This is a genomic window from Amycolatopsis sp. NPDC004747 (genome assembly GCF_053601335.1).
Genome location: NZ_JBSGBQ010000025.1, coordinates 75,942 through 94,126, shown reverse-complemented (window position 1 = coordinate 94,126; position 18,185 = coordinate 75,942). Strand labels below are relative to the sequence as shown.

Genomic DNA, 18,185 nt, shown 5'->3' with positions numbered 1-18,185 from the left:
CGCGATGCGGTTGTACGCACTGGAGGAGCACTTCGTCACCGCCGAGGTGGCCGCGGCCTGGAAGCGGCACGACCCGCAGCTGGCCGAGCCGATGATGAAGCGGGCTCTCGCGGGGGAAGCCACTCCCGCGCTGCTCGACGTCGGCGAGGGGCGGATCGCGGCCATGGACGACGCCGGGATCGACACGGCGGTGTTGTCCCTCACGACTCCCGGCCTGCAGAACCTGCCCGCCGCCGAGGCGGTCGCGCTGCAGGTGGCCGTGAACGACGGCCTCGCGGAAGCGGTCCGGCGCCATCCCGGGCGCCTGCAGGGGTTCGCGACGCTGGCGACCCCGGCGCCGGCCGCCGCGGCGGGCGAACTGCGGCGCGCGGTCACCGAACTCGGGTTCACCGGGACGCTGGTGAACGCGCACTCCGGCGGCCGGGCCCTGGACGCGCCCGAGTTCTGGGACATCTACGAAGCCGCCGAAGACCTGCGCGCTCCGGTGTACCTGCACCCGCGCGCGCCCGTCCCGGCCGTCGACGACGCGTACTACCGCGGTTTCGGCGAGCCGGTGGACAGCATGCTGGCCACCGGCACGTTCGGCTGGCACTACGACGCCGGCCTGACCGTCCTCCGGATGATCCTCGCGGGTGTCTTCGACCGGTTCCCCGGCCTGCAGGTCATCCTGGGGCACTGGGGCGAAGTCGTGTTGTTCTACCTCGACCGCGTCGCCGCCGTGGACGAGCTCGCCGGCCTCCGGTGGCCGGTCGCGGAGTACTTCCGCACCAACGTCTTCATCACCCCCGGCGGCATCTCCAGCCACAAGTACCTGCGGTGGAGCATCGAAACGGTGGGGGCGGAGCGGATCATGTACGCCTCCGACCACCCGTTCAACCGAGAGCGCGCCGGGTCCGCCCGGGCCTTTGTGGACAGTGCACCGATCGGCCGGGCCGACCAGGAGCTCATCGCGTTCCGGAACTGGGAAAAGCTCACCGCCGGTATCCGGCGGGGTTGAAAGGAGCCCTCACGTGAACGAGCCTGGGGCACGGCTGCGGGTCGTGTTCGCCGACCTGCGCCGCGCTGTCGACGACGTCATCCTCAAACACCAGGTCACGCTCGACGAACTGCTCGGCGCCATCGGCTGGCTGCAGCGGGTGGCCGACGCCGGTGAGCTGCCGTCGGCGAGCATCCTGTTCTACAAGACCGTCCTGAAGGCCACCGCGGGCGCGACCTACGCCCACCCGGAGAAGGACGGCGCGAGTCACTGGGAGATGGAAGGCCCCGCCCACCGGCCCGGAGCGCCCGTCCTGCACAGCCCCGCCGTGCTGCCCATGCGGCCCGACGAACCCGGCGAGCCGCTCATCGTGTCCGGGACGGTGCGCACCACCGCGGGGGACCCGCTGCCCGGCGCGGCGCTCGAGATCTGGCAGATCGACGCCCGCAACGTCTACTCCGGCATGGACACCGGCGATTTCGAACCCCTGCACATCCCCAACGACTCCACCGGCATCCCCGCCGACAACCTCCGGGCGAGGATCATCGCCGACGGCGACGGTCACTACGAGTTCCGCACGGTCATGCCCGGCCTCGAAACCTTCGGTCTCGCCACGGAGAGCCCGCTGGCGACGTTGACGCAAGCCCTGCGGCTGGAAGGCCTCCGCCCCCGGCACATCCACTCGATCGTCAGCGCCGAGGGGTGCCTGCCACTGACCACCCAGCTCTACTTCGACGGCGACCCGCTGGTCGAGAGCACCGTCGAAGGAGCCGTTCCGGCCGAGGCGGTGAAGACGACGACCCGCCACGAAGACCACCACGCCCGCGGCCTGGACCGGCCCTACCGCACGCTCACCTACGACTTCGTCCTGCGCCCTGACCGGGGACAGCGGTAGCCGGGCCGGCCGCCGACCAGACACGGACGGTCACCACCCGAGCCCTGCCGCCGTTGTTCGGGCGATGGTGTTCGGAGCCCGGGGACCGACACAGAACAACCGCGCCGGGCTAGAAATGGTTCCGGCGACACACCCGGCGTGAGCGGGCGAAGTTGCCGAGCGCGTCGCGAGGGGGGAGCGACGCGGCGGGGGGAGGACCGGCCGGGGCGAGCGTGGGGAGCGCCCCGGCCGGTCGATGACCGGTGACCGGCTGCGCGCTGCCACCCCCGGAGCGGCGGCAGCCGGTCACCACTTCCGGCCGGGTGGCGATCGCGGGGCGAGACACCGGCAGGCACCGGGAACTCCCAGCGGAACCTGACCAAGCAGGTAACTTCCGGCACCACCCGGCGGTGCGCGGGCCGCGTCGCTGTGACCGAGCCGACTTCGATCAGTCCACAGTTGACACCGGGCGTCTTCGCACCGCAGGATCGGACCACCTGATCGTTCAGGTGTTCGAACAGTGGTCGCTGGCTTCCCCACAGCGAAAGCGGTGGGAGCAGGCAGTGGCGTTCAACAACCCGAGCGTGCCGTGGTCCGAAGTGGAGCGGATCGCCTCCGGGCGGGCACCCGTTCCCGGGGACGGCAACGACGCCCCGGCGTGGTCGCGCAAGCGCGAAGGCTACGCCGGGGCGCCCGCAGACCTGCGGAACCGGCGTGGGCGGGATGACGGTGGCGACCGGATCCGGGCGCCCTACGCCGAGCTGCACGTCCACTCGAACTTCAGCTTCCTCGACGGCGCGAGCCACCCCGAGACCCTCGTCGAGGAGGCCGCGCGGCTCGAGCTCGACGCGCTCGTCCTCACCGACCACGACGGCGTGTACGGCGCCGTGCGGTTCAACGACGCCGCGCGGGAACTCGGGGTGCGGGTCGGGTTCGGGGCCGAGCTGTCGCTCGGGCTGCCCGCGCCGCAGGCCGGCGTGCCCGACCCCGCCGGCTCGCACCTGCTCGTGCTCGCCCGGCAGCAGACCGGCTACCACCGCCTGTGCCGCGTCATCTCCCGCGCCCAGCTCGCCGGCGGCGAGAAGGGGCGGCCCGTCTACGACTTCGACGAGCTCGCCGACGAGCTGGCCGGGCACGTCGTCGTGCTCACCGGCTGCCGGAAGGGCGCCGTCCGGCAGGCGCTCGCGCGGCACGGCCCGGCCGCCGCGCGTGCCGAGCTGGCGCGGCTGGTGGACCGGTTCGGGCGGTCGCACGTCGCCGTCGAGCTGATCGACCACCGGCTGCCGCGGGACGACGCCGCCAACGACCTCCTCGACGGGCTGGCCAAGGAGCTCCGGCTGCCGACTGTCGTGTCGAACAACGTGCACTACGCCCGCCCCGAAGACGCCGCCGTGGCGGACGTGCTCGCCGCCGTCCGGGCCCGGCGGTCGGCCGAGGACCTCGAAGGGTGGCGGCCGCCGTCGGGGCAGGCGTTCCTGCGCTCCGGGATGGAGCAGCGGCGCCGCTTCGAGCGCCGGTACCCCGGTGCCGTCGGCCGGGCGGCCGTCCTGGGCGTCGAAGTGGCGTTCGACCTGAACCTCGTCGCGCCGGACCTGCCGCCGTTCCCCGTCCCGGCCGGACACGACGAGATGTCGTTCCTGACCGAGCTGACCTGGCAGGGCGCGGCGAAGCGCTACGGCCGGCGCGAGGAGAGCCCGAAGGCCTACGCCCAGCTCGACCACGAACTCGCCGTCATCGACAAGCTGGGCTTCCCCGGCTACTTCCTCGTCGTCTGGGACATCGTCCGGTTCTGCCGGGACGCGGACATCCTCTGCCAGGGCCGTGGCTCGGCCGCGAACTCCGCGGTCTGCTACGCGCTGGAGATCTGCCACGCCGACCCGGTGAAGTGGAACCTGCTGTTCGAGCGGTTCCTCGCGCCGGAGCGCGACGGCCCGCCGGACATCGACGTCGACATCGAATCCGGCCGCCGCGAGGAGGCCATCCAGTACGTCTACGACAAGCACGGCCGGTTCCACGCCGCGCAGGTCGCCAACGTGATCACCTACCGGGCGCCCTCGGCCATCCGCGACGCCGCGAAGGCGCTCGGCCACAGCCCCGGGCAGCAGGACGCCTACGGCAAGCTCGTGGACCGCTGGGGCGGGGTCGCCGCGACGAAGCAGCAGGCGGCCGGGGCGATTCCGGACGACGTGCTCGACCTGGCCGCCCGGATCGAGGACTTCCCGCGCCACCTCGGCATCCACTCCGGCGGCATGGTGATCTCGAAGCAGCCGGTGTCGGAGATCGTCCCGGTCGAGTGGGCGACCATGGCCGGCCGCAGCGTCCTGCAGTGGGACAAGGACGACTGCGCCGCCGTCGGGCTGGTCAAGTTCGACCTGCTCGGCCTCGGCATGCTCTCGGCCCTGCACCACATGATCGACCTCGTCGCCGAACACCACGGCGCAGGAGTGGACATCGGAAAGCTCGACCTCGCCGATCCGGCGGTGTACGACATGCTCTGCGAAGCCGACGCGGTCGGCGTGTTCCAGGTGGAATCCCGCGCTCAGCTGGCCACCCTGCCGAGGCTGCGGCCACGGGAGTTCTACGACCTCGTCGTCGAGGTCGCGCTGATCCGGCCCGGCCCGATCCAGGGCGGCTCGGTGCACCCCTACATCCGCCGCCGCCGCGGTGACGAGGAGTGGCAGCACGCACACCCGCTGCTGGCCGCGTCGCTGGACCGAACGCTCGGCGTGCCGCTGTTCCAGGAACAGGTGATGCAGATGGCGGTCGACGTCGCTTCGTTCACCGCCGCCGAGGCCGACCAGCTGCGCCGCGCCATGGGCGCCAAGCGGTCCAGCGCGAAGATGAAGGCCCTGATGGCGCGGTTCTTCCGCGGCTGCGAAGCCAACGGCCTCGACCGCGAGCTCGCCACCCGGATCTTCGAGCAGATCCACGCCTTCTCCGGTTACGGCTTCCCCGAAGCGCACTCGATGTCCTTCGCTCTGCTCGTGTACGCGTCGGCGTGGTTCAAGCGCTACTACCCGGCCGCGTTCTGCGCCGGGCTGCTGCGCGCCCAGCCGATGGGTTTCTACAGCCCGCAGTCCCTGGTCGCCGACGCCCGGCGGCACGGCGTGCACGTCCGCGAACCCGACATCAACACCAGCCTCGCCGGCGCCACCCTCGAACCGGACGCCGGCAGCACCGGCGGCGTCGCGCTCCGGCTCGGCCTCGCCGCGGTCCGCCACCTCGGCGACGACCTCGCCGGGGAGATCGTCGCCGAACGCGAAGCCCACGGCCCGTACGCGAGCATCGGCGACCTGACCCGCCGGGTGCAGCTGAAGAAGAATGCCGCCGAAGCGCTGGCCACGGCGGGCGCGTTCAGCGGGTTCGGCGGCGACCGGCGCCAGGACCTGTGGGCCGCCGGCGCGGCCGCGGCGACCCGGCCCGGCCACCTGCCCGGCCTGGCCCCCGGCCTCGACGCCCCGGCGCTGCCCGGGATGACGCGGCTGGAGGTGACCGCCGCCGACCTGTGGGCCACCAGCGTCTCCCCGGACAGCCACCCGGTGGAGTACCTGCGCGAGCTGCTGGCCCAGCGCGGGGCGATCCCGGTCGCCGAGCTCATGCGAGCCGAGGACGGCACGCGCGTGTGGGTCGGCGGCGCGGTCACCCATCGGCAGCGGCCGGCGACCGCCGGCGGGGTCACCTTCCTCAACCTCGAAGACGAGACCGGCATGGCCAACGTCGTCGTCTCACAGGGCTTGTGGCACCGGCAGCGGCTGGTCGCCCGCACGAGTGCCGCGCTGCTGGTCCGCGGGCGGGTGCAGGCCGCCGAAGGGGTCGTCACGCTCGTCGCCGACCGCCTCGAAACGCTCGAGCTTTCCCTGCGGACCGGGCCCTCGCGCGACTTCCGGTGACCGGTCAGCGCCCGGCGAACCGGTGCAGGAACTCGATGTCGACGGCCGAATCGTCGAAATCCGCCACCGGTTCGAGGACGAGCAACGTCGGGCCGCCGTCGAGGGCGGCTACGGGATGAACTGCTCGGCGACGGCGTCGATGTGGCCTGCTCGCACCGTCAGCCAGAACGGGTCGTACCAGAGGTTCCGGTCCTCGACCAGGTCGTGGGCGAAGTAGTCCGGGAGCTGCTCGAAGGTGATCGTTTCGGGCTCGGGGTTGCCCTTCAGCCACAGGACCTCCACGGGGACGTCCCGACGAACCGGCAGCGTGCGCAGCCGTGGGTTCACGTTGAGGATGTAGTAGCCGTTCGGTGGTCCCTCGGCTCCTGGGTGGTCACGCTGGAACGCCTTGGTCGCCTCCTCTCCGGTCAGGAACTGGATGACGTCGAAGGTGAGAGTGCGGGCACCGGTGTCGATCGCGGTCAGGTAGGCCGGGTACCGGCCGTCGGCGAGCACCGGGGTGCCGGGCTCACCCGGCTCGGCCGGCCGGCTCGGCGTCGACGACGCGGAGCCCGTCGACGGCCCCACCGTCGGCGGCCGCACCGTCGACGGAACGGTGACGGTCGGCCCGGCGGAGGGCGGGTTACCCGGCGAGGATCGCGGCTCGCCGCCGGAGAGCACCGCTATCGCGACGGCGGTGACGGTCGCGATCACCACCAGCACGGCGAGAACGACCAAGGCGCGCCGGTTGGGTGGCGGTTTGGGTTCGGGCTGGTGAGCGGGGGCTGGTCAAGCGTCGTACTCATGCCCTCAGCGCAGCACGCGACCGGCACGCCGGCCACGGGCCTTGGCACTGCACCAGAAGGGCTTTCGTCACCTGTTGAGCCCGTGGGAGACCCCGGCGAACCGGTGCAGGGCTTCGAGCACGGCCGGGGCCAGTGTGTCCGGGTGATCGGCGTCGTGCAGCAGGTGGTCCGCTCCGGACAGTGACACCCGGCCCGGTCCGCCGGTGTGGGCGCGGCGCAGTGCGGCGGTCAGGGCATCCGTTGTGGCGCAGGGGACCTGGGCGTCGTTCGTGCCGCAGGTCAGCAGTACCCCGGTCCCCGGCCGCAGGGCCGCGGCGGCGTCCGGCGGGTAGACGGCGTCGTCGCTGTCCACGAACCGGGCGCTCGGGCCTTGCAAAGCCTGGAAGAGCTGAGCCAGGGCGGGCGGCAGGCCGGTGGTGTCGACCGGCCGGTGGGCGCGCAGGGCGGTGACGGCGGCGTCGATCGCCGTGTCGATCGCGCTTTGCCGCTCCGGGGCGAGCTGTCCCTGCCGGGCCGCTTCGGCGACCTGGGTGTGCAGTTGCAGCGCGACCAGGTCCAGCAGGCGGATCGCCTGCGGTTGCAGCAGTCCCACGCCGGCCGGGCGCGGCTGGACCGTGCCGCCGAGCAGCAGCGCGGTCATCCCGCCCTCACTGTGCCCGACGACCATCAGCGCGCCCGGGTCGGTCTCCGGCTGGTCCCGCAACGTCTCGTAGGCGGCCTCGGCCTGCCGGACGAACGCGGGGTAGTCGAGGGTTTCGGGGTGGTCGCGGTAGGCGCCGAGCCCGGTCCTGCCGGTGCCGTACTTGTCGAACCGCAGCGTGGCGACCCGGTCGGTGCCGAGCGCGCCGGCCACCAGCGCCAGGGTGTTCTGGGCCGCGGGCGGCTGGCTGCCGTTGCGGTCGGTGGGGCCGCTGCCCGGCAGCAGCAGCGCGGCGCGCAACCGTTGCCCGGCCCGGTGTGCGGGAACGTGGAGGGTGCCGTACGTCGCGGTCCCGTCGACGGTGAAGACGATCTCGCGGTCGGCGGCGGGCACGGGGCAGGGTGCCGCTTCGGCCGGGGTGGCGGTCACCAGGGCCAGCACCGCCACGATCGCGGCGGGGAGGGGGAGCAGCTCTTTCACCGCAGTGCTTTCTCGACCAGCGCGACGGTCGCGCGGGGGTCCTCGACCTGGACGACCACGCGGGTGTAACGCTCGTCGGCGAGTTCGATCACGACGGCCTTCGCCGGGTCCCGGACGTCCCAGAAGATCTTCTCGCCGTCTTGGTGGAACGTGCCCGCCGTGATCACGCCGGGCACGTGGGCGCCCGGCGCGCGGATCCCCTTGGGGTCGGCGGCGATGCCGGGGTCGGCGGTGGCGCCGCGGACGTTGGCCAGCGGGATGGTCAGGCTGCTCTTGAAGGCCCAGAGCTTGTCGAGGCCTTCCAGCACGACGACGAGCTCCTCGCCGTCGATGCGGACCACTGCCATGTCGGTTTTCCTTTCAGCCAAGGGGATCGAGGTGCCGGGCCAGCTCGGCGCCGGCACCGGCGGGGTTGCCGCGCAGGCGGATGCCCAGCGCGGCGGCGGTGAGGGCGGTGGCCAGCTCGGCGGGAACGCCGAGCGCGCCGGCGATCGCCCGGTCGACGGCGGCCAGCGCGGTGGCCACCTCGGCGGCGACCTCCTCGTCGGCCGGGGCCCGTTCGACCGCCGCGAGCAGCAGCAGGCCGAGGTCGGCCGCCGTGACCAGCCGCAGCGCGGCCGCGGCGTCCGCCGCCGCGGCGAGCGCGTCGCACAGGGGACGGACGTCGTCGGCGACGTGGCGGCGCAGGGCGGCCAGGTAGAGGCCGCGCTTGCTGCCGAACGTCTTGTACAGGCTGTTGCGGTGCACGCCGAGGTGGGTGACGAGGTCGTCGACGGACACCCCGTCGTACGCGCGGCCACCGAACAGCTCCACGGCGGCGTGCACCACCTCGTCTTCGTCGAACGCCCTTCGCCTGCCCATGCCACGACCGTAGCGTTTTGAGGAACGATCGGTCAAGAACAATCGTTCCTCAAAATTCGATGGCTTCCGTTGACTTCCGCGACACCCGGTGGTTCTCTCCTGAGAGCGCTCCCAGTCATCCGTTCGTGCCCGACGAGTGAGGATGGACCTTCATGACAGCTCGACGTCTGCGCTGGGCAGCGTGGCCGGTGATCGCCGTGCTCGCGGCGGCGATCCCGGCGGCCGGGACCGCCGGGGCGGCGACCACGCCCACGGCCACCGTCACCGTCAACGCCCGAGCCGGGCTGGCGACCATGCCGGACACCGGGATCGGCATCAACCACGCGGTCTGGGACAGCCAGCTGGGCACCGACGAGGTGGCCGACCTGTTCGGCGCCGCCGGCGTCCGCACCATGCGGTACCCCGGCGGGTCCTACGGCGACATCTACCACTGGAAGGACAACACCGCGCCGGGTGGCTACGTGGCGCCGAACACCGATTTCGACACTTTCATGGGCGGCGTGCGAAGAGCCGGTGCCCAGCCGATCATCATCGCCAACTACGGCACCGGCACACCGGAGGAAGCCGCGGACTGGGTGCGGTACGCCAACGTGACCAAGGGCTACGGCGTCAAGTACTGGGAAATCGGCAACGAGCTCTACGGCAACGGGCACTACGGGGCGAACTGGGAAGCCGACAACCACGCGGACAAGAGCCCGACCGGGTACGCCAACGGCGTCGTCGCCTACGCCGACGCGATGAAGGCCGCCGACCCCGGCGTCAAGATCGGCGCCGTGCTGACCACCCCGGCGAACTGGCCGGACGCCATCGTCGGCTCCGGCGACACCGCGAGCTGGAACCAGACGGTGCTCTCGATCGCGGGCCCGCACATCGACTTCGTCATCCTGCACTGGTACCCGACCGGCTCGACGGCGGCGGAAGCGCTGGCGAAGCCGGAGCAGATCGACGACATGATCTACCTGACGCGCGAGCAGATCGCCCGGTACGCGGGCCCGGACTCCGGCCGGATCGGCATCTCGATGACCGAAACCAACACGCCGGTCGGCGTGAACACCCAGCCGGGCGCCCTGTTCGCCGCCGACACCTACAGCTCGCTGCTGGCGAACGGCGTGTTCACGATCGACTGGTGGGACACGCACAACGGGCCCACGAAACTGTCCACTGTGGCCGGATACCCGGACTACGGCGACGGCGGCATCCTCTCCAGCGGCACCTGCCTGGACGACGGCGTCTGCGAACCGCCGCTCAACACCCCGTTCGCGCCCTACTACGGCCTGAAGATGCTGAGCACGTTCGCGCACCCCGGCGACCAGTTCGTCCGGGCCGCCGCGGACGACCCGCTCGTCGGCGCGCACGCCGTGCGGCGGCCGAACGGCGACCTCGCCGTGCTGCTGCTCAACAAGGACCCCGACCAGGCCAGGGCGGTGACGCTGGACTACGCGGGCTACGCGCCGGCCGCGGGTGCGCCGCGGGTGTACACCCTCACCAACGGGGCCACGGCGGTTTCGGATGCGGTGACCGGGACGAGCACTTCCCAGACGCTGCCGCCGTATTCGCTCACCACGGTGGTGCTGCACCCCGCGACCGCGCCCGCCGGCCCGGGGACCCCGGGGCAGCCGGCCGGCACGGCGACCGACCGCACGGCGACGATCAGCTGGCCGGCGGCCGCGCCCGGCGCCCACCCGATCGCGAAGTACGAGGTGTACCGGCAGCTGGGTGCGGTGAGCGAGCAGTGGGGTGAGACGACCGGAACGTCGTTCGACGTGGGGAACCTGGTGCCGGGCAGCCGGTACACGGTCAACGTGCTGGCGCGCGACACGGCCGGGAACGTGTCCGCGGCCTCCCCGCCGCTGACGCTGACCACCGGCGCGCCGTCGGCGAGCAGCTGCACGGTCCGGATGACCGACGTGACCGACTGGGCGAGCGGGTTCGTCGGCGGCATCCACGTCACGGCGACCGGCGTGACGGGGGACTGGACACTGACGTTCAACTGGCCGACCGCGCGGCAGAAGCTCACCGGCGGCTGGAGCGGGACGTGGGCGCAGAACGGGACGACGGTGACGGTCTCGTCGTCGGCCCCGCCGGCGGCCGGGGTGGACGTCGGGTTCACGGCCGACTACAGCGGGCCGAACATCTTCCCGGCGGCGTTCAGGTTGAACGGCGTCCTCTGCTCGGTGGGCTGACCTTCGGGGCCCTTCCTCCTCATCGGTGGCGTTCTCATCGGTGGCGTTGCGGGCCGGTGGGGAGGAAGGGCGGGCCGTCGCCGGGATCGCCGTTCGTGGCGGTTCGACCTCGTGTGGTGCTTGAATTTTTGGCAGGTCGGTCAGGCCCGGCTGCGCCGCGCGGACGGCGTCGTCGCGGACCCAGCGCCGGGGCGCAGACGGCCGAGCTGGTTGTCGAGCCGGGTCGCGTTGAGCCGGGTCGCGTTGGGCCGGGACGCCTCGGTGTCTCCCTGTCCACAACCTGCCGGGGCTGTGGACAAGGCGGCTCGAACGGCGGCTTCGGGCGGCTTTTTGTCAGCTGGTCCCGATACGCTGGAGCGGGGACGGACCCCCTGGGAGGGCGGGCGCTGTCCGGGCGTCCGCGTTGCCGCCGGGCTCGCAGGGTGCGGGCCCACAGCGGGCCGGGGCCGAGCGGTCGCCGAGGGAGCGGGTGGCCCGGTTCACCGGCCGCCCTCGACGTGCTCGCGGACGGCTCGCAGCTCCTCCCCGACGACCGCCATCTGGGCGGCCACCGCCGCCGGGTCGGTGTCGCCGGGGAAGAACAGGCTGAAGATCAGCTCGGTGCCGGTCAGGTTGGGCACCGCGCGGGTGAACAGGCCCAGGTTCGGGGCGTCCGCGCTGACGACGTCGACGACGCCGTGCTCGGCCGCGACCCGGACGGCGACCCGGCGCGGGCCGCTTTCGGTCTGGACGCGCCAGATGTCGTCGTGGTCGTGGTCGACCTCGGTGGCGAACCCCGGCGCCCACTCCGGGAAGCGGCGCGGATCGGCGAGGTATTCGACGACCCGCGCGGGCGGGGCGGCGACGGAGATGGTTCGGGTTTCGGCACGTCCCAGAGTCATGAGCAAAACGATACGCACCTGCGTATGATTTGTCGAAGCGTAAAATCCTGCCGGTGAACGAGGACGACGATCTGGCGGCCCTCTGCGCCGGCGCGGGCCGCAACCTGGCCGAAGCCGAGCGGCCGGTGCTGGACCGCCACGGCCTCTCGATGTGGCAGTACGTCGTGCTGTCGGCCCTGGCCCCCGGGGCGGCCCCGAGCCAGCTGGTGCTGGCCCAGCAGATCCGCTACGACAAGACCCGGTTGATCGCGCTGCTGGACGCGCTCGAGGCGGCGGGGCTGGTGGCCCGCGAGCCGGACCCGGCCGACCGCAGAGCCCGCGTGGTCCGGTTGACGCCGGAAGGAACCCGCCGGCATGCGGCGGTCCGGGCCGCGATCCGGGAGGTGGAGGAGCGCAAGCTGGCGGGCCTGCCCCCGGAGGCCCGGCGGCTGCTGCGGTCGGCCCTTGCTCGGCTGGCGAACGCGGACTGACCGGCGGGGCGTGGTGCCCCGAGCCCGGCGGTTGCTGCGTTCGGCCCTCGCCTGGCTGGCCAACGCAGATTGACCGGCGCAGCCCGGTGGCAACCGGGTTGCTCAGCGGCGGGTGGCCGCTCGGACCAGGTCCGCGAGTGCCCGGGAACGGCTGTGCGGTGGCCAGGCGATGACCGTCGTCACGGGCGGGGCGTCCAGTACCGGCACGGCGACCAGGCCTTCGGGCAGGCCGGCGCCGCTGGACTCGGGCATGACCACCGTGGTGCGGCCGAGCGCGATCAGCTGGAACAGCTGCGTCAGGTTGCGCACTTCCGCGCCGGGCCCCTCGGGGTAGCGGCCGCCGGGGCCGGGCCAGCGCGCCGGGGGGAGGTCCGGCAGGGAACCGACCTCCGCGAGCCGGACCCCGGACCGGGCCCCGAGCGGATGCCCGCTGGGCAGGATCGCGACCTGCCCCTCGGTGTGCAGCACTTCGGTGTCGAGCCCGGCCACCGGGTCGAAGGGCAGGTGCAGCAGCGCCACGTCGGCCCGGCCGTCGTGCAGCGCCTGCTGGGGCCGGCTTTCGCAGAGCAGCAGGTCGACGGCGGCCGCACCCGGCTCGGCGGCGTACGCGTCGAGCAGTTTCGCCAGCAGTTCGGGGGAGGCGCCGGCCTTCGTGGCCAGGACTAGCGAGGGCCGGCTCGCGGCCGCCCGCCGGGTTCGCCGTTCGGCCGTGGCCAGCGCGCCGAGCACGGCGCGGCCTTCGGCCAGCAGCACCGCCCCCGCGTCGGTGAGCGAGACCTTGCGGCTGGTGCGTTCCAGCAGGACGACGCCGAGCCGTCGCTCCAGCCGGGCGATCGTCCGCGACAACGGCGGCTGGGCGATGCCCAGCCGCTGGGCGGCCCGGCCGAAGTGCAGCTCCTCGGCGACCGCGACGAAGCACTGCAGCTCCCGCGTCTCCACCCGGCCAGGGTAACCCCCGATCGATGTCGTCCGGGTATCGATGCGCGGCTCGGGTGGTGTTGGTTCCCCAGCCGTGCGCCGCCACGATCGATGACGTGAGTGAACGAACGATCGCACTGGTCACCGGTGCGAACAAGGGAATCGGATTCGAGATCGCGGCCGGCCTCGGCGCGCTGGGCTGGAGCGTCGGCATCGGGTCCCGGCACCCGCAGCGCCGGGAGGACGCCGTGGCGAAGCTTCGCGCGGCCGGCGCCGACGCGTTCGGGGTCCCGCTCGACGTGACCGACGACGCGAGCGTCGCGGCGGCCGCCGCCGCGCTCGAGGAACGCGCGGGGCGGCTCGACGTGCTGGTCAACAACGCCGGCATCGCGGGGGCGTGGCCGGAGGAGCCCACCACCGTCACGCCGGACGGCCTGCGGGCCGTGGTGGAGACCAACGTGATCGGCGTGGTCCGGGTCACCAACGCGATGCTGCCGCTGCTGCGCCGCTCCGGCCGGCCGCGGATCGTCAACCAGTCCAGCCACGTCGCTTCGCTGACCCTGCAGACCACCCCGGGTGTCGATCTCGGCGGGGTGAGCGGCGCCTACTCGCCGTCGAAGACCTTCCTCAACGCGGTCACCGTCCAGTACGCCAAGGAACTGGCCGGCACCTCCGTCAAGATCAACTGCGCCTGCCCCGGCTACGTGGCGACCGACCTCAACGGCTTCCACGGAACCAGCACGCCCGCGGAAGGCGCCCGGACCGCCATCCGGCTCGCCACGCTGCCGGACGACGGCCCGACCGGAGGGCTGTTCGACGACGACGGGGAAGTGCCCTGGTGAGCCGCCACGAGGTCTCCGGTGCGCCGGAGACCTCGTGGGCCGCTCACGCCCGGCGGATCAGCTCCTCCGCCACCCACTCCGCAACCCCCTCCGGGTACGGGTTCGTCAGCCCGAGCACGAAGTGCCCGAACCCCGCGTCCGCCGCCTCGGCGATCTTGCCCCGCGTCACCCCCGGCCGCTCGTAGTCCACCGGCAGGAAGATCGACCGCTCGATCTCCGCCGGGTCGCGCCCGATCTCCGTGCAGTACTTGTCCAGCAACCGGCTTCGCCCGGCCAGGTCCGCGATGTCGCCGCCGCCCGGGATGTTCCACACGTCGGCGTGCTCGGCCACCACGCGCAGGGTCGCGCTCGCCCGGCCGCCGATCACGATCGGCGGGTGCGGCCGCTGGACCGGCTTCGGGTTCCCGAACGCTCCGGTCAGGGAAACGTGCTCACCCGCGAAGTCGAACGGCTCCGGATCGGTCCACAAGCGACGGATCACCGTGCAGGCCTCCGCCAGCGCCGCGACCGCGTCGGCCTGGTCGTGGTAGGGCAGGCCGTGCCCGTCGTACTCCCGCCGGGCCAGTGGGTGGCTGGGCCGGGATCCGGCGCCGATGCCGAAGTCGAGCCGTCCGCCGGAAACGATGTCGACGGTCGTGGCGATCTTCGCCAGCACCGCCGGCGGCCGGAACCGGTTGCTGGTGACCAGCAGCCCGATGCGCAGCCGCGAAGTCTGCGCCGCCAGCGCCGAAAGCAGCGTCCAGCCTTCGAGGATCGGCCCGCCCGGGTCGCCCGCGATCGGCATCAGGTGGTCGAACAGCCACGCGTGCTCGATCTCCGGCACGGTGTCGGCTTCCCGCCAGACGCGCCGGATCTCGTCGTAACCGACCTGCTGGGGCGGGGTGATGATGCCGAAGCTCATCGGCGCCGCCGCAGGGCCGGGTCGAGCAGCGACGGCGGGGTGTCGAACTTCTCGTCCGGCGCCAGGTCGGTACCGGGCGCGACGACGCTGTCGATCTCGTCGAGGACGTCGGCGGGCAGCACGGTTTCGGCGGCCGCGAGCTGGGAACGCAGGTGGTCGAGCGTCCGCGGGCCGATCAGCGCGCTGGTCACGCCGGGGTGCCCGGTGACGAAGCCGAGCGCGAGCTGGATCAGGGTGAGGCCGGCGGCGTCGGCGAGCTTGGCCAGCTGCTCGACGGCGTCGAGCCGGGCCCGGTTGCCGGGCAGGCCGAGGTCGAAGCGCTGCGGCAGGACCTTCACCCGGTTGGTGGCGATGTCCTGGCCCGCGCGGATCGCGCCCGACAGCCAGCCCGACGCCAGCGGGCTCCAGGCCAGCACGCCCATGCCGTACTCCTCGGTCACCGGCAGCACGTGGGCTTCGATGCCGCGCTGCAGGATCGAGTAACTCGGCTGCTCGGTGACGTACCGGCCGAGGTGGTGCTCGCGCGCGGCCCACTGCGCCTGCACGATGCGGTACGCCGGGAACGTCGACGACCCGAAGTACCGGATCTTGCCCGCCCGCTGCAGGTCGGTCAGCGCGGAAAGCGCTTCCTCGTCGCTCGTGGCGGGGTCCCAGCGGTGGATCTGGTAGAGGTCGACGTGGTCGACGTCGAGGCGGCGGAGGCTGTCTTCGAGCGCGCGGACCAGCCAGCGGCGCGAGTTGCCGCGGTGGTTGCGCTCTTCGCCCATCGGCATGGTCGCCTTCGTGGCCAGCACGAGGTCGTCGCGGCGGCCGGCGATCGCCTTGCCGACCATCACCTCCGACTCGCCTTGGCTGTACATGTCGGCCGTGTCGATCAGGTTGATCCCGGCCTCGATGGCGGCGTCGACGATGGCGGTGGCCTCGTCCTGGGTGGTGTTCCCGATGGCGCCGAAGTTCATCGCGCCGAGCGCGAGGGTGCTGACTTGGACGCCGGTGCGGCCCAAGGTGCGGTACTGCATGGAAGGGTGCCTCCGTGAGAGGATGGGCAAACGGAACGTTGCTCCGCTAACAATACGGAACATTGCTCCGCTTAGCAAGGAGGGCCGGTGGGCGAGCGCAAACCCAAGCGGGCGGATGCCCGGCGCAACGAGAAGGCGCTGCTCGACGCGGCGGCCGCGGTCTTCGTCGCGTCCGGCGTGGACGCGCCGGTGCGCGACATCGCGGCGAAGGCCGGGGTCGGGATGGGCACGATCTACCGCCACTTCCCGACGCGGGCGGACCTGATCATCGCCGTCTTCCGCCACCAGGTGGAGGCCTGCGCCGAGGCGGGGCCGGCCCTGCTGGCCGCGAGCGAATCGCCGTACGCCGCGCTGGCGCAGTGGATCGACCTGTTCGTCGACTTCCTGGTCACCAAGCATGGGCTCGCCGGGGTGCTCCAGTCCGACAACGCCGGCTTCGAGTCGCTGCACGCGTATTTCCTGGACCGGCTGGTGCCGGTGTGCGCCGAGCTGCTCGACGCGGCGGCCGCGGCCGGTGAAATCCGGGCCGAGGTGGCGCCCCTGAACCTCATGCGCGGGGTCGGCAACCTCTGCGTCGGCGCGGACGACCCCCGCTACGACGCGCGGGGGATGGTGAAGCTCCTCGTCGCGGGGCTGCGGTGCGGGACCATGGGCGCATGACGGCGTGGCGGGAGTTCGAGGCGGCCGAACCGGAGTTCGCGCGGCGGGTGCGGGCGTTGTTCGACGCGCACAAGCACAAGACGATCGCGACTCTGCGGGCGGACGGTTCGCCGCGGATCTCGGGGATCGAGACGGTCTTCGAGGACGGCGAGCTGGCCTTCGGGTCGATGCCGGGCGCGCGCAAGGGTGCGGACCTGCGGCGGGACCCGCGGTTCGCGCTGCACAGCGCGACGGTCGACCCGGTCCAGGGCGAGGAGGCGCGGTGGCCGGGCGAGGCGAAGATCGCCGGCCGCGTGCGCACCGAGGACGGCGAGCGGTTCGTCGCCGACGTCGCCGAGGTCGTGCACACCCACCTGAACGAGGCCGCGACCTTGCTGGTCGTCGAGTGGTGGACGCCTTCGGGCGGGCTGCGCAAGGTCGAGCGCGAATAAGCCCGGTTCGACCGGATCGGCACATGCTCGTCGTCGTTGATTAAGTCAACTGCTTGACTTAATCGGGGGCGGTGGCCATCCTCGGGACCGGGGACATCCACCGACGAGAGGCCCGTGATGACGCCAAGTGACACCGATTCGCTGCCGCGGTTCCCCTTCGAGGCCGCCACCGCGCTGGAGCCGCCTGCCGAGTGGGCCGAGTTCCGCGAGAAGTGCCCGGTCGCGCGGGTCGCGCTGGCCAGCGGGGACGAAGCCGCGCTGATCACCCGCTACGACGACGTCAAGACGGTCCTGTCCGACCCGCGGTTCACCCGGCCGACACCCGCGGACAACGCGGCCCGCGTCGCCGACACCGAGTCGGGCGGGGTGTTCAACAGCGAGATGGCGTCCGTGCTGCCGCAGCACGGCGAAGACCACCTGACGTGGCGACGCATGATCGGCAAGTGGTTCACCGCCAAGCGGATGACCGCGCTGCGGCCCGGCATGGCGGCGATGGCCGAGCGGCTCATCGACGAACTGGTGGCGAAGGGCGCGCCCGGCGACCTCAAGGCGGGGCTCGCGTTCCCGCTGCCGGTCTGGGTCATCTGCGACATGCTCGGCGTGCCGGACACCGACCGCGACCGGTTCGCCCACTGGTCGGACGTCATGCTCAGCATGACCCGCTACACGCAGGCCGAGTTCGACGCGGCGCAGGCCGAGTTCGGCCGGTACATGGGCGGGCACCTCGCGGCCAAGCGGGCCGAACCGGGTGAGGACATCCTCAGCGCGTTGATCGCCGACGGCGCGGACTGGTCCGACGCGAAGCTGGCCGCCACCGGCATCGGCCTGCTCATCGCCGGGCACGAGACCACCGCGAACATGATCGCCAAGATGGTGGCGATGCTGCTGGCCGACCGCGGCCGCTGGGAGCAGCTGCTGGCCGACCCGGCCCTGGTGCGCACGGCGGTCGAGGAGGCACTGCGGGCGGACGCCAACGCGGGCGTGGGCATGCAGCGCTACCTGACCGAGGACGTCGAGGTCGGCGGCACGGTGCTGCCCGCGGGCACCACGGCGATGTGCAGCATGGCCGCGGCCAACCGCGACGAGGACGCCTTCGGGAACGCCGCGGCGATGGACCTGAGCCGCAGCCCGAACCCGCACCTGGCCTTCGGTGCCGGCGCGCACGCGTGCCTCGGGCAGCCGCTGGCGCGCACCGAGCTGCAGGTGGTGCTGGAGGTGCTGCTGCGCAAGCTGCCGTCGCTGGAGCTCGCGGTCCCGGCGGACGAGCTGCGCCGGATCGAGGGCCTCGCGGTCGGCGGCCTGCGGGAACTGCCCGTCCGCTGGTGACGCGCGGTTCCCGTGGTGCCGGTCATCGAACAACTCCAGCGAAAGGAA

The 18,185-nt window shown here is 72.6% G+C and carries 17 protein-coding genes; 9 read left to right on the top strand and 8 right to left on the bottom strand.

Annotation, left to right across the window (positions count from 1 at the left end; genetic code table 11):
- Positions 1-4: 4 nt before the first annotated feature.
- The 3 genes from ACWEGE_RS33350 (at position 5) to ACWEGE_RS33340 (ending at position 5,740) form a co-directional block, all read left to right on the top strand.
- Positions 5-997: an amidohydrolase family protein gene (locus tag ACWEGE_RS33350; RefSeq protein WP_449664441.1), complete on the top strand. Its 993-nt coding sequence runs from the start codon at positions 5-7 to the stop codon at positions 995-997.
- A 13-nt stretch (positions 998-1,010) separates the two neighbouring features.
- The gene (locus ACWEGE_RS33345; RefSeq protein ID WP_449664440.1) at positions 1,011-1,871 is read left to right on the top strand and encodes a dioxygenase family protein; all 861 of its coding nucleotides are present in this window, start codon (positions 1,011-1,013) and stop codon (positions 1,869-1,871) included.
- Positions 1,872-2,413: 542 nt separating this feature from the next.
- Positions 2,414-5,740: an error-prone DNA polymerase gene (locus ACWEGE_RS33340; RefSeq protein ID WP_449664439.1), complete on the top strand. Its 3,327-nt coding sequence runs from the start codon at positions 2,414-2,416 to the stop codon at positions 5,738-5,740.
- A 108-nt stretch (positions 5,741-5,848) separates the two neighbouring features.
- Here the strand turns inward: ACWEGE_RS33340 and ACWEGE_RS33335 are convergent, their stop codons facing one another.
- The 4 genes from ACWEGE_RS33335 to ACWEGE_RS33320 all read right to left on the bottom strand — a co-directional run bounded on the left by ACWEGE_RS33335 (position 5,849) and on the right by ACWEGE_RS33320 (position 8,506).
- The gene (locus tag ACWEGE_RS33335) at positions 5,849-6,457 is read right to left on the bottom strand and encodes a hypothetical protein (protein WP_449664438.1); all 609 of its coding nucleotides are present in this window, start codon (positions 6,455-6,457) and stop codon (positions 5,849-5,851) included.
- 135 nt (positions 6,458-6,592) lie between these two features.
- Positions 6,593-7,645: an alpha/beta hydrolase family protein gene (locus tag ACWEGE_RS33330; RefSeq protein ID WP_449664437.1), complete on the bottom strand. Its 1,053-nt coding sequence runs from the start codon at positions 7,643-7,645 to the stop codon at positions 6,593-6,595.
- A complete protein-coding gene (locus ACWEGE_RS33325; RefSeq protein ID WP_449664436.1) occupies positions 7,642-7,992 on the bottom strand; it encodes a hypothetical protein in 351 nt (116 codons plus the stop codon). Before ACWEGE_RS33325 ends, ACWEGE_RS33330 begins: the two co-directional genes overlap by 4 nt.
- Before the next feature lie 13 nt (positions 7,993-8,005).
- Complete coding sequence (locus ACWEGE_RS33320) at positions 8,006-8,506, bottom strand: TetR/AcrR family transcriptional regulator (protein ID WP_449664435.1); 501 nt, start codon at positions 8,504-8,506, stop codon at positions 8,006-8,008.
- A gap of 152 nt (positions 8,507-8,658) precedes the next feature.
- Here ACWEGE_RS33320 and ACWEGE_RS33315 point away from each other — a divergent pair, with 152 nt between their 5' ends.
- Positions 8,659-10,689, top strand: coding sequence for a cellulose binding domain-containing protein (locus ACWEGE_RS33315; protein WP_449664434.1), 2,031 nt, complete (start codon positions 8,659-8,661; stop codon positions 10,687-10,689).
- Positions 10,690-11,168: 479 nt separating this feature from the next.
- Here ACWEGE_RS33315 and ACWEGE_RS33310 read toward each other — a convergent pair whose 3' ends face one another.
- Positions 11,169-11,570, bottom strand: coding sequence for an SRPBCC family protein (locus ACWEGE_RS33310; protein ID WP_449664433.1), 402 nt, complete (start codon positions 11,568-11,570; stop codon positions 11,169-11,171).
- Positions 11,571-11,623: 53 nt separating this feature from the next.
- Here ACWEGE_RS33310 and ACWEGE_RS33305 point away from each other — a divergent pair, with 53 nt between their 5' ends.
- The gene (locus tag ACWEGE_RS33305; RefSeq protein ID WP_449664432.1) at positions 11,624-12,040 is read left to right on the top strand and encodes a MarR family winged helix-turn-helix transcriptional regulator; all 417 of its coding nucleotides are present in this window, start codon (positions 11,624-11,626) and stop codon (positions 12,038-12,040) included.
- A gap of 102 nt (positions 12,041-12,142) precedes the next feature.
- Here the strand turns inward: ACWEGE_RS33305 and ACWEGE_RS33300 are convergent, their stop codons facing one another.
- The gene (locus ACWEGE_RS33300; protein WP_449664431.1) at positions 12,143-12,979 is read right to left on the bottom strand and encodes a LysR family transcriptional regulator; all 837 of its coding nucleotides are present in this window, start codon (positions 12,977-12,979) and stop codon (positions 12,143-12,145) included.
- 95 nt (positions 12,980-13,074) lie between these two features.
- On the opposite strand from ACWEGE_RS33300, the gene ACWEGE_RS33295 reads away from it, so the two are divergent.
- On the top strand, positions 13,075-13,800 hold the full coding sequence (locus tag ACWEGE_RS33295; RefSeq protein ID WP_449664430.1) for an SDR family oxidoreductase: 726 nt from the start codon (positions 13,075-13,077) through the stop codon (positions 13,798-13,800).
- A gap of 43 nt (positions 13,801-13,843) precedes the next feature.
- Here the strand turns inward: ACWEGE_RS33295 and ACWEGE_RS33290 are convergent, their stop codons facing one another.
- Positions 13,844-14,701, bottom strand: coding sequence for an LLM class flavin-dependent oxidoreductase (locus tag ACWEGE_RS33290; protein WP_449664429.1), 858 nt, complete (start codon positions 14,699-14,701; stop codon positions 13,844-13,846).
- Positions 14,698-15,720, bottom strand: a complete 1,023-nt coding sequence (locus ACWEGE_RS33285; protein ID WP_449664428.1) for an aldo/keto reductase — start codon at positions 15,718-15,720, stop codon at positions 14,698-14,700. The genes ACWEGE_RS33290 and ACWEGE_RS33285 overlap by 4 nt, the downstream gene beginning before the upstream one ends.
- Positions 15,721-15,807: 87 nt before the next feature.
- Between ACWEGE_RS33285 and ACWEGE_RS33280 the strand changes: the two genes are divergently transcribed.
- The 3 genes from ACWEGE_RS33280 (at position 15,808) to ACWEGE_RS33270 (ending at position 18,137) form a co-directional block, all read left to right on the top strand.
- On the top strand, positions 15,808-16,380 hold the full coding sequence (locus tag ACWEGE_RS33280) for a TetR/AcrR family transcriptional regulator (RefSeq protein WP_449664427.1): 573 nt from the start codon (positions 15,808-15,810) through the stop codon (positions 16,378-16,380).
- The gene (locus ACWEGE_RS33275; protein WP_449664426.1) at positions 16,377-16,811 is read left to right on the top strand and encodes a pyridoxamine 5'-phosphate oxidase family protein; all 435 of its coding nucleotides are present in this window, start codon (positions 16,377-16,379) and stop codon (positions 16,809-16,811) included. Before ACWEGE_RS33280 ends, ACWEGE_RS33275 begins: the two co-directional genes overlap by 4 nt.
- A 117-nt stretch (positions 16,812-16,928) precedes the next feature.
- Positions 16,929-18,137, top strand: a complete 1,209-nt coding sequence (locus ACWEGE_RS33270) for a cytochrome P450 (RefSeq protein WP_449664425.1) — start codon at positions 16,929-16,931, stop codon at positions 18,135-18,137.
- Positions 18,138-18,185: the final 48 nt, after the last annotated feature.

Coding starts and splice junctions, on each gene's coding strand:
- ACWEGE_RS33310 (WP_449664433.1), bottom strand. CDS start 11,570: ATGACTCTGGGACGTGCCGAAACCCGAACCATCTCCGTCGCCGCCCCG.
- ACWEGE_RS33275 (WP_449664426.1), top strand. CDS start 16,377: ATGACGGCGTGGCGGGAGTTCGAGGCGGCCGAACCGGAGTTCGCGCGG.
- ACWEGE_RS33350 (WP_449664441.1), top strand. CDS start 5: ATGCGGTTGTACGCACTGGAGGAGCACTTCGTCACCGCCGAGGTGGCC.
- ACWEGE_RS33315 (WP_449664434.1), top strand. CDS start 8,659: ATGACAGCTCGACGTCTGCGCTGGGCAGCGTGGCCGGTGATCGCCGTG.
- ACWEGE_RS33285 (WP_449664428.1), bottom strand. CDS start 15,720: ATGCAGTACCGCACCTTGGGCCGCACCGGCGTCCAAGTCAGCACCCTC.
- ACWEGE_RS33325 (WP_449664436.1), bottom strand. CDS start 7,992: ATGGCAGTGGTCCGCATCGACGGCGAGGAGCTCGTCGTCGTGCTGGAA.
- ACWEGE_RS33290 (WP_449664429.1), bottom strand. CDS start 14,701: ATGAGCTTCGGCATCATCACCCCGCCCCAGCAGGTCGGTTACGACGAG.
- ACWEGE_RS33270 (WP_449664425.1), top strand. CDS start 16,929: ATGACGCCAAGTGACACCGATTCGCTGCCGCGGTTCCCCTTCGAGGCC.
- ACWEGE_RS33320 (WP_449664435.1), bottom strand. CDS start 8,506: ATGGGCAGGCGAAGGGCGTTCGACGAAGACGAGGTGGTGCACGCCGCC.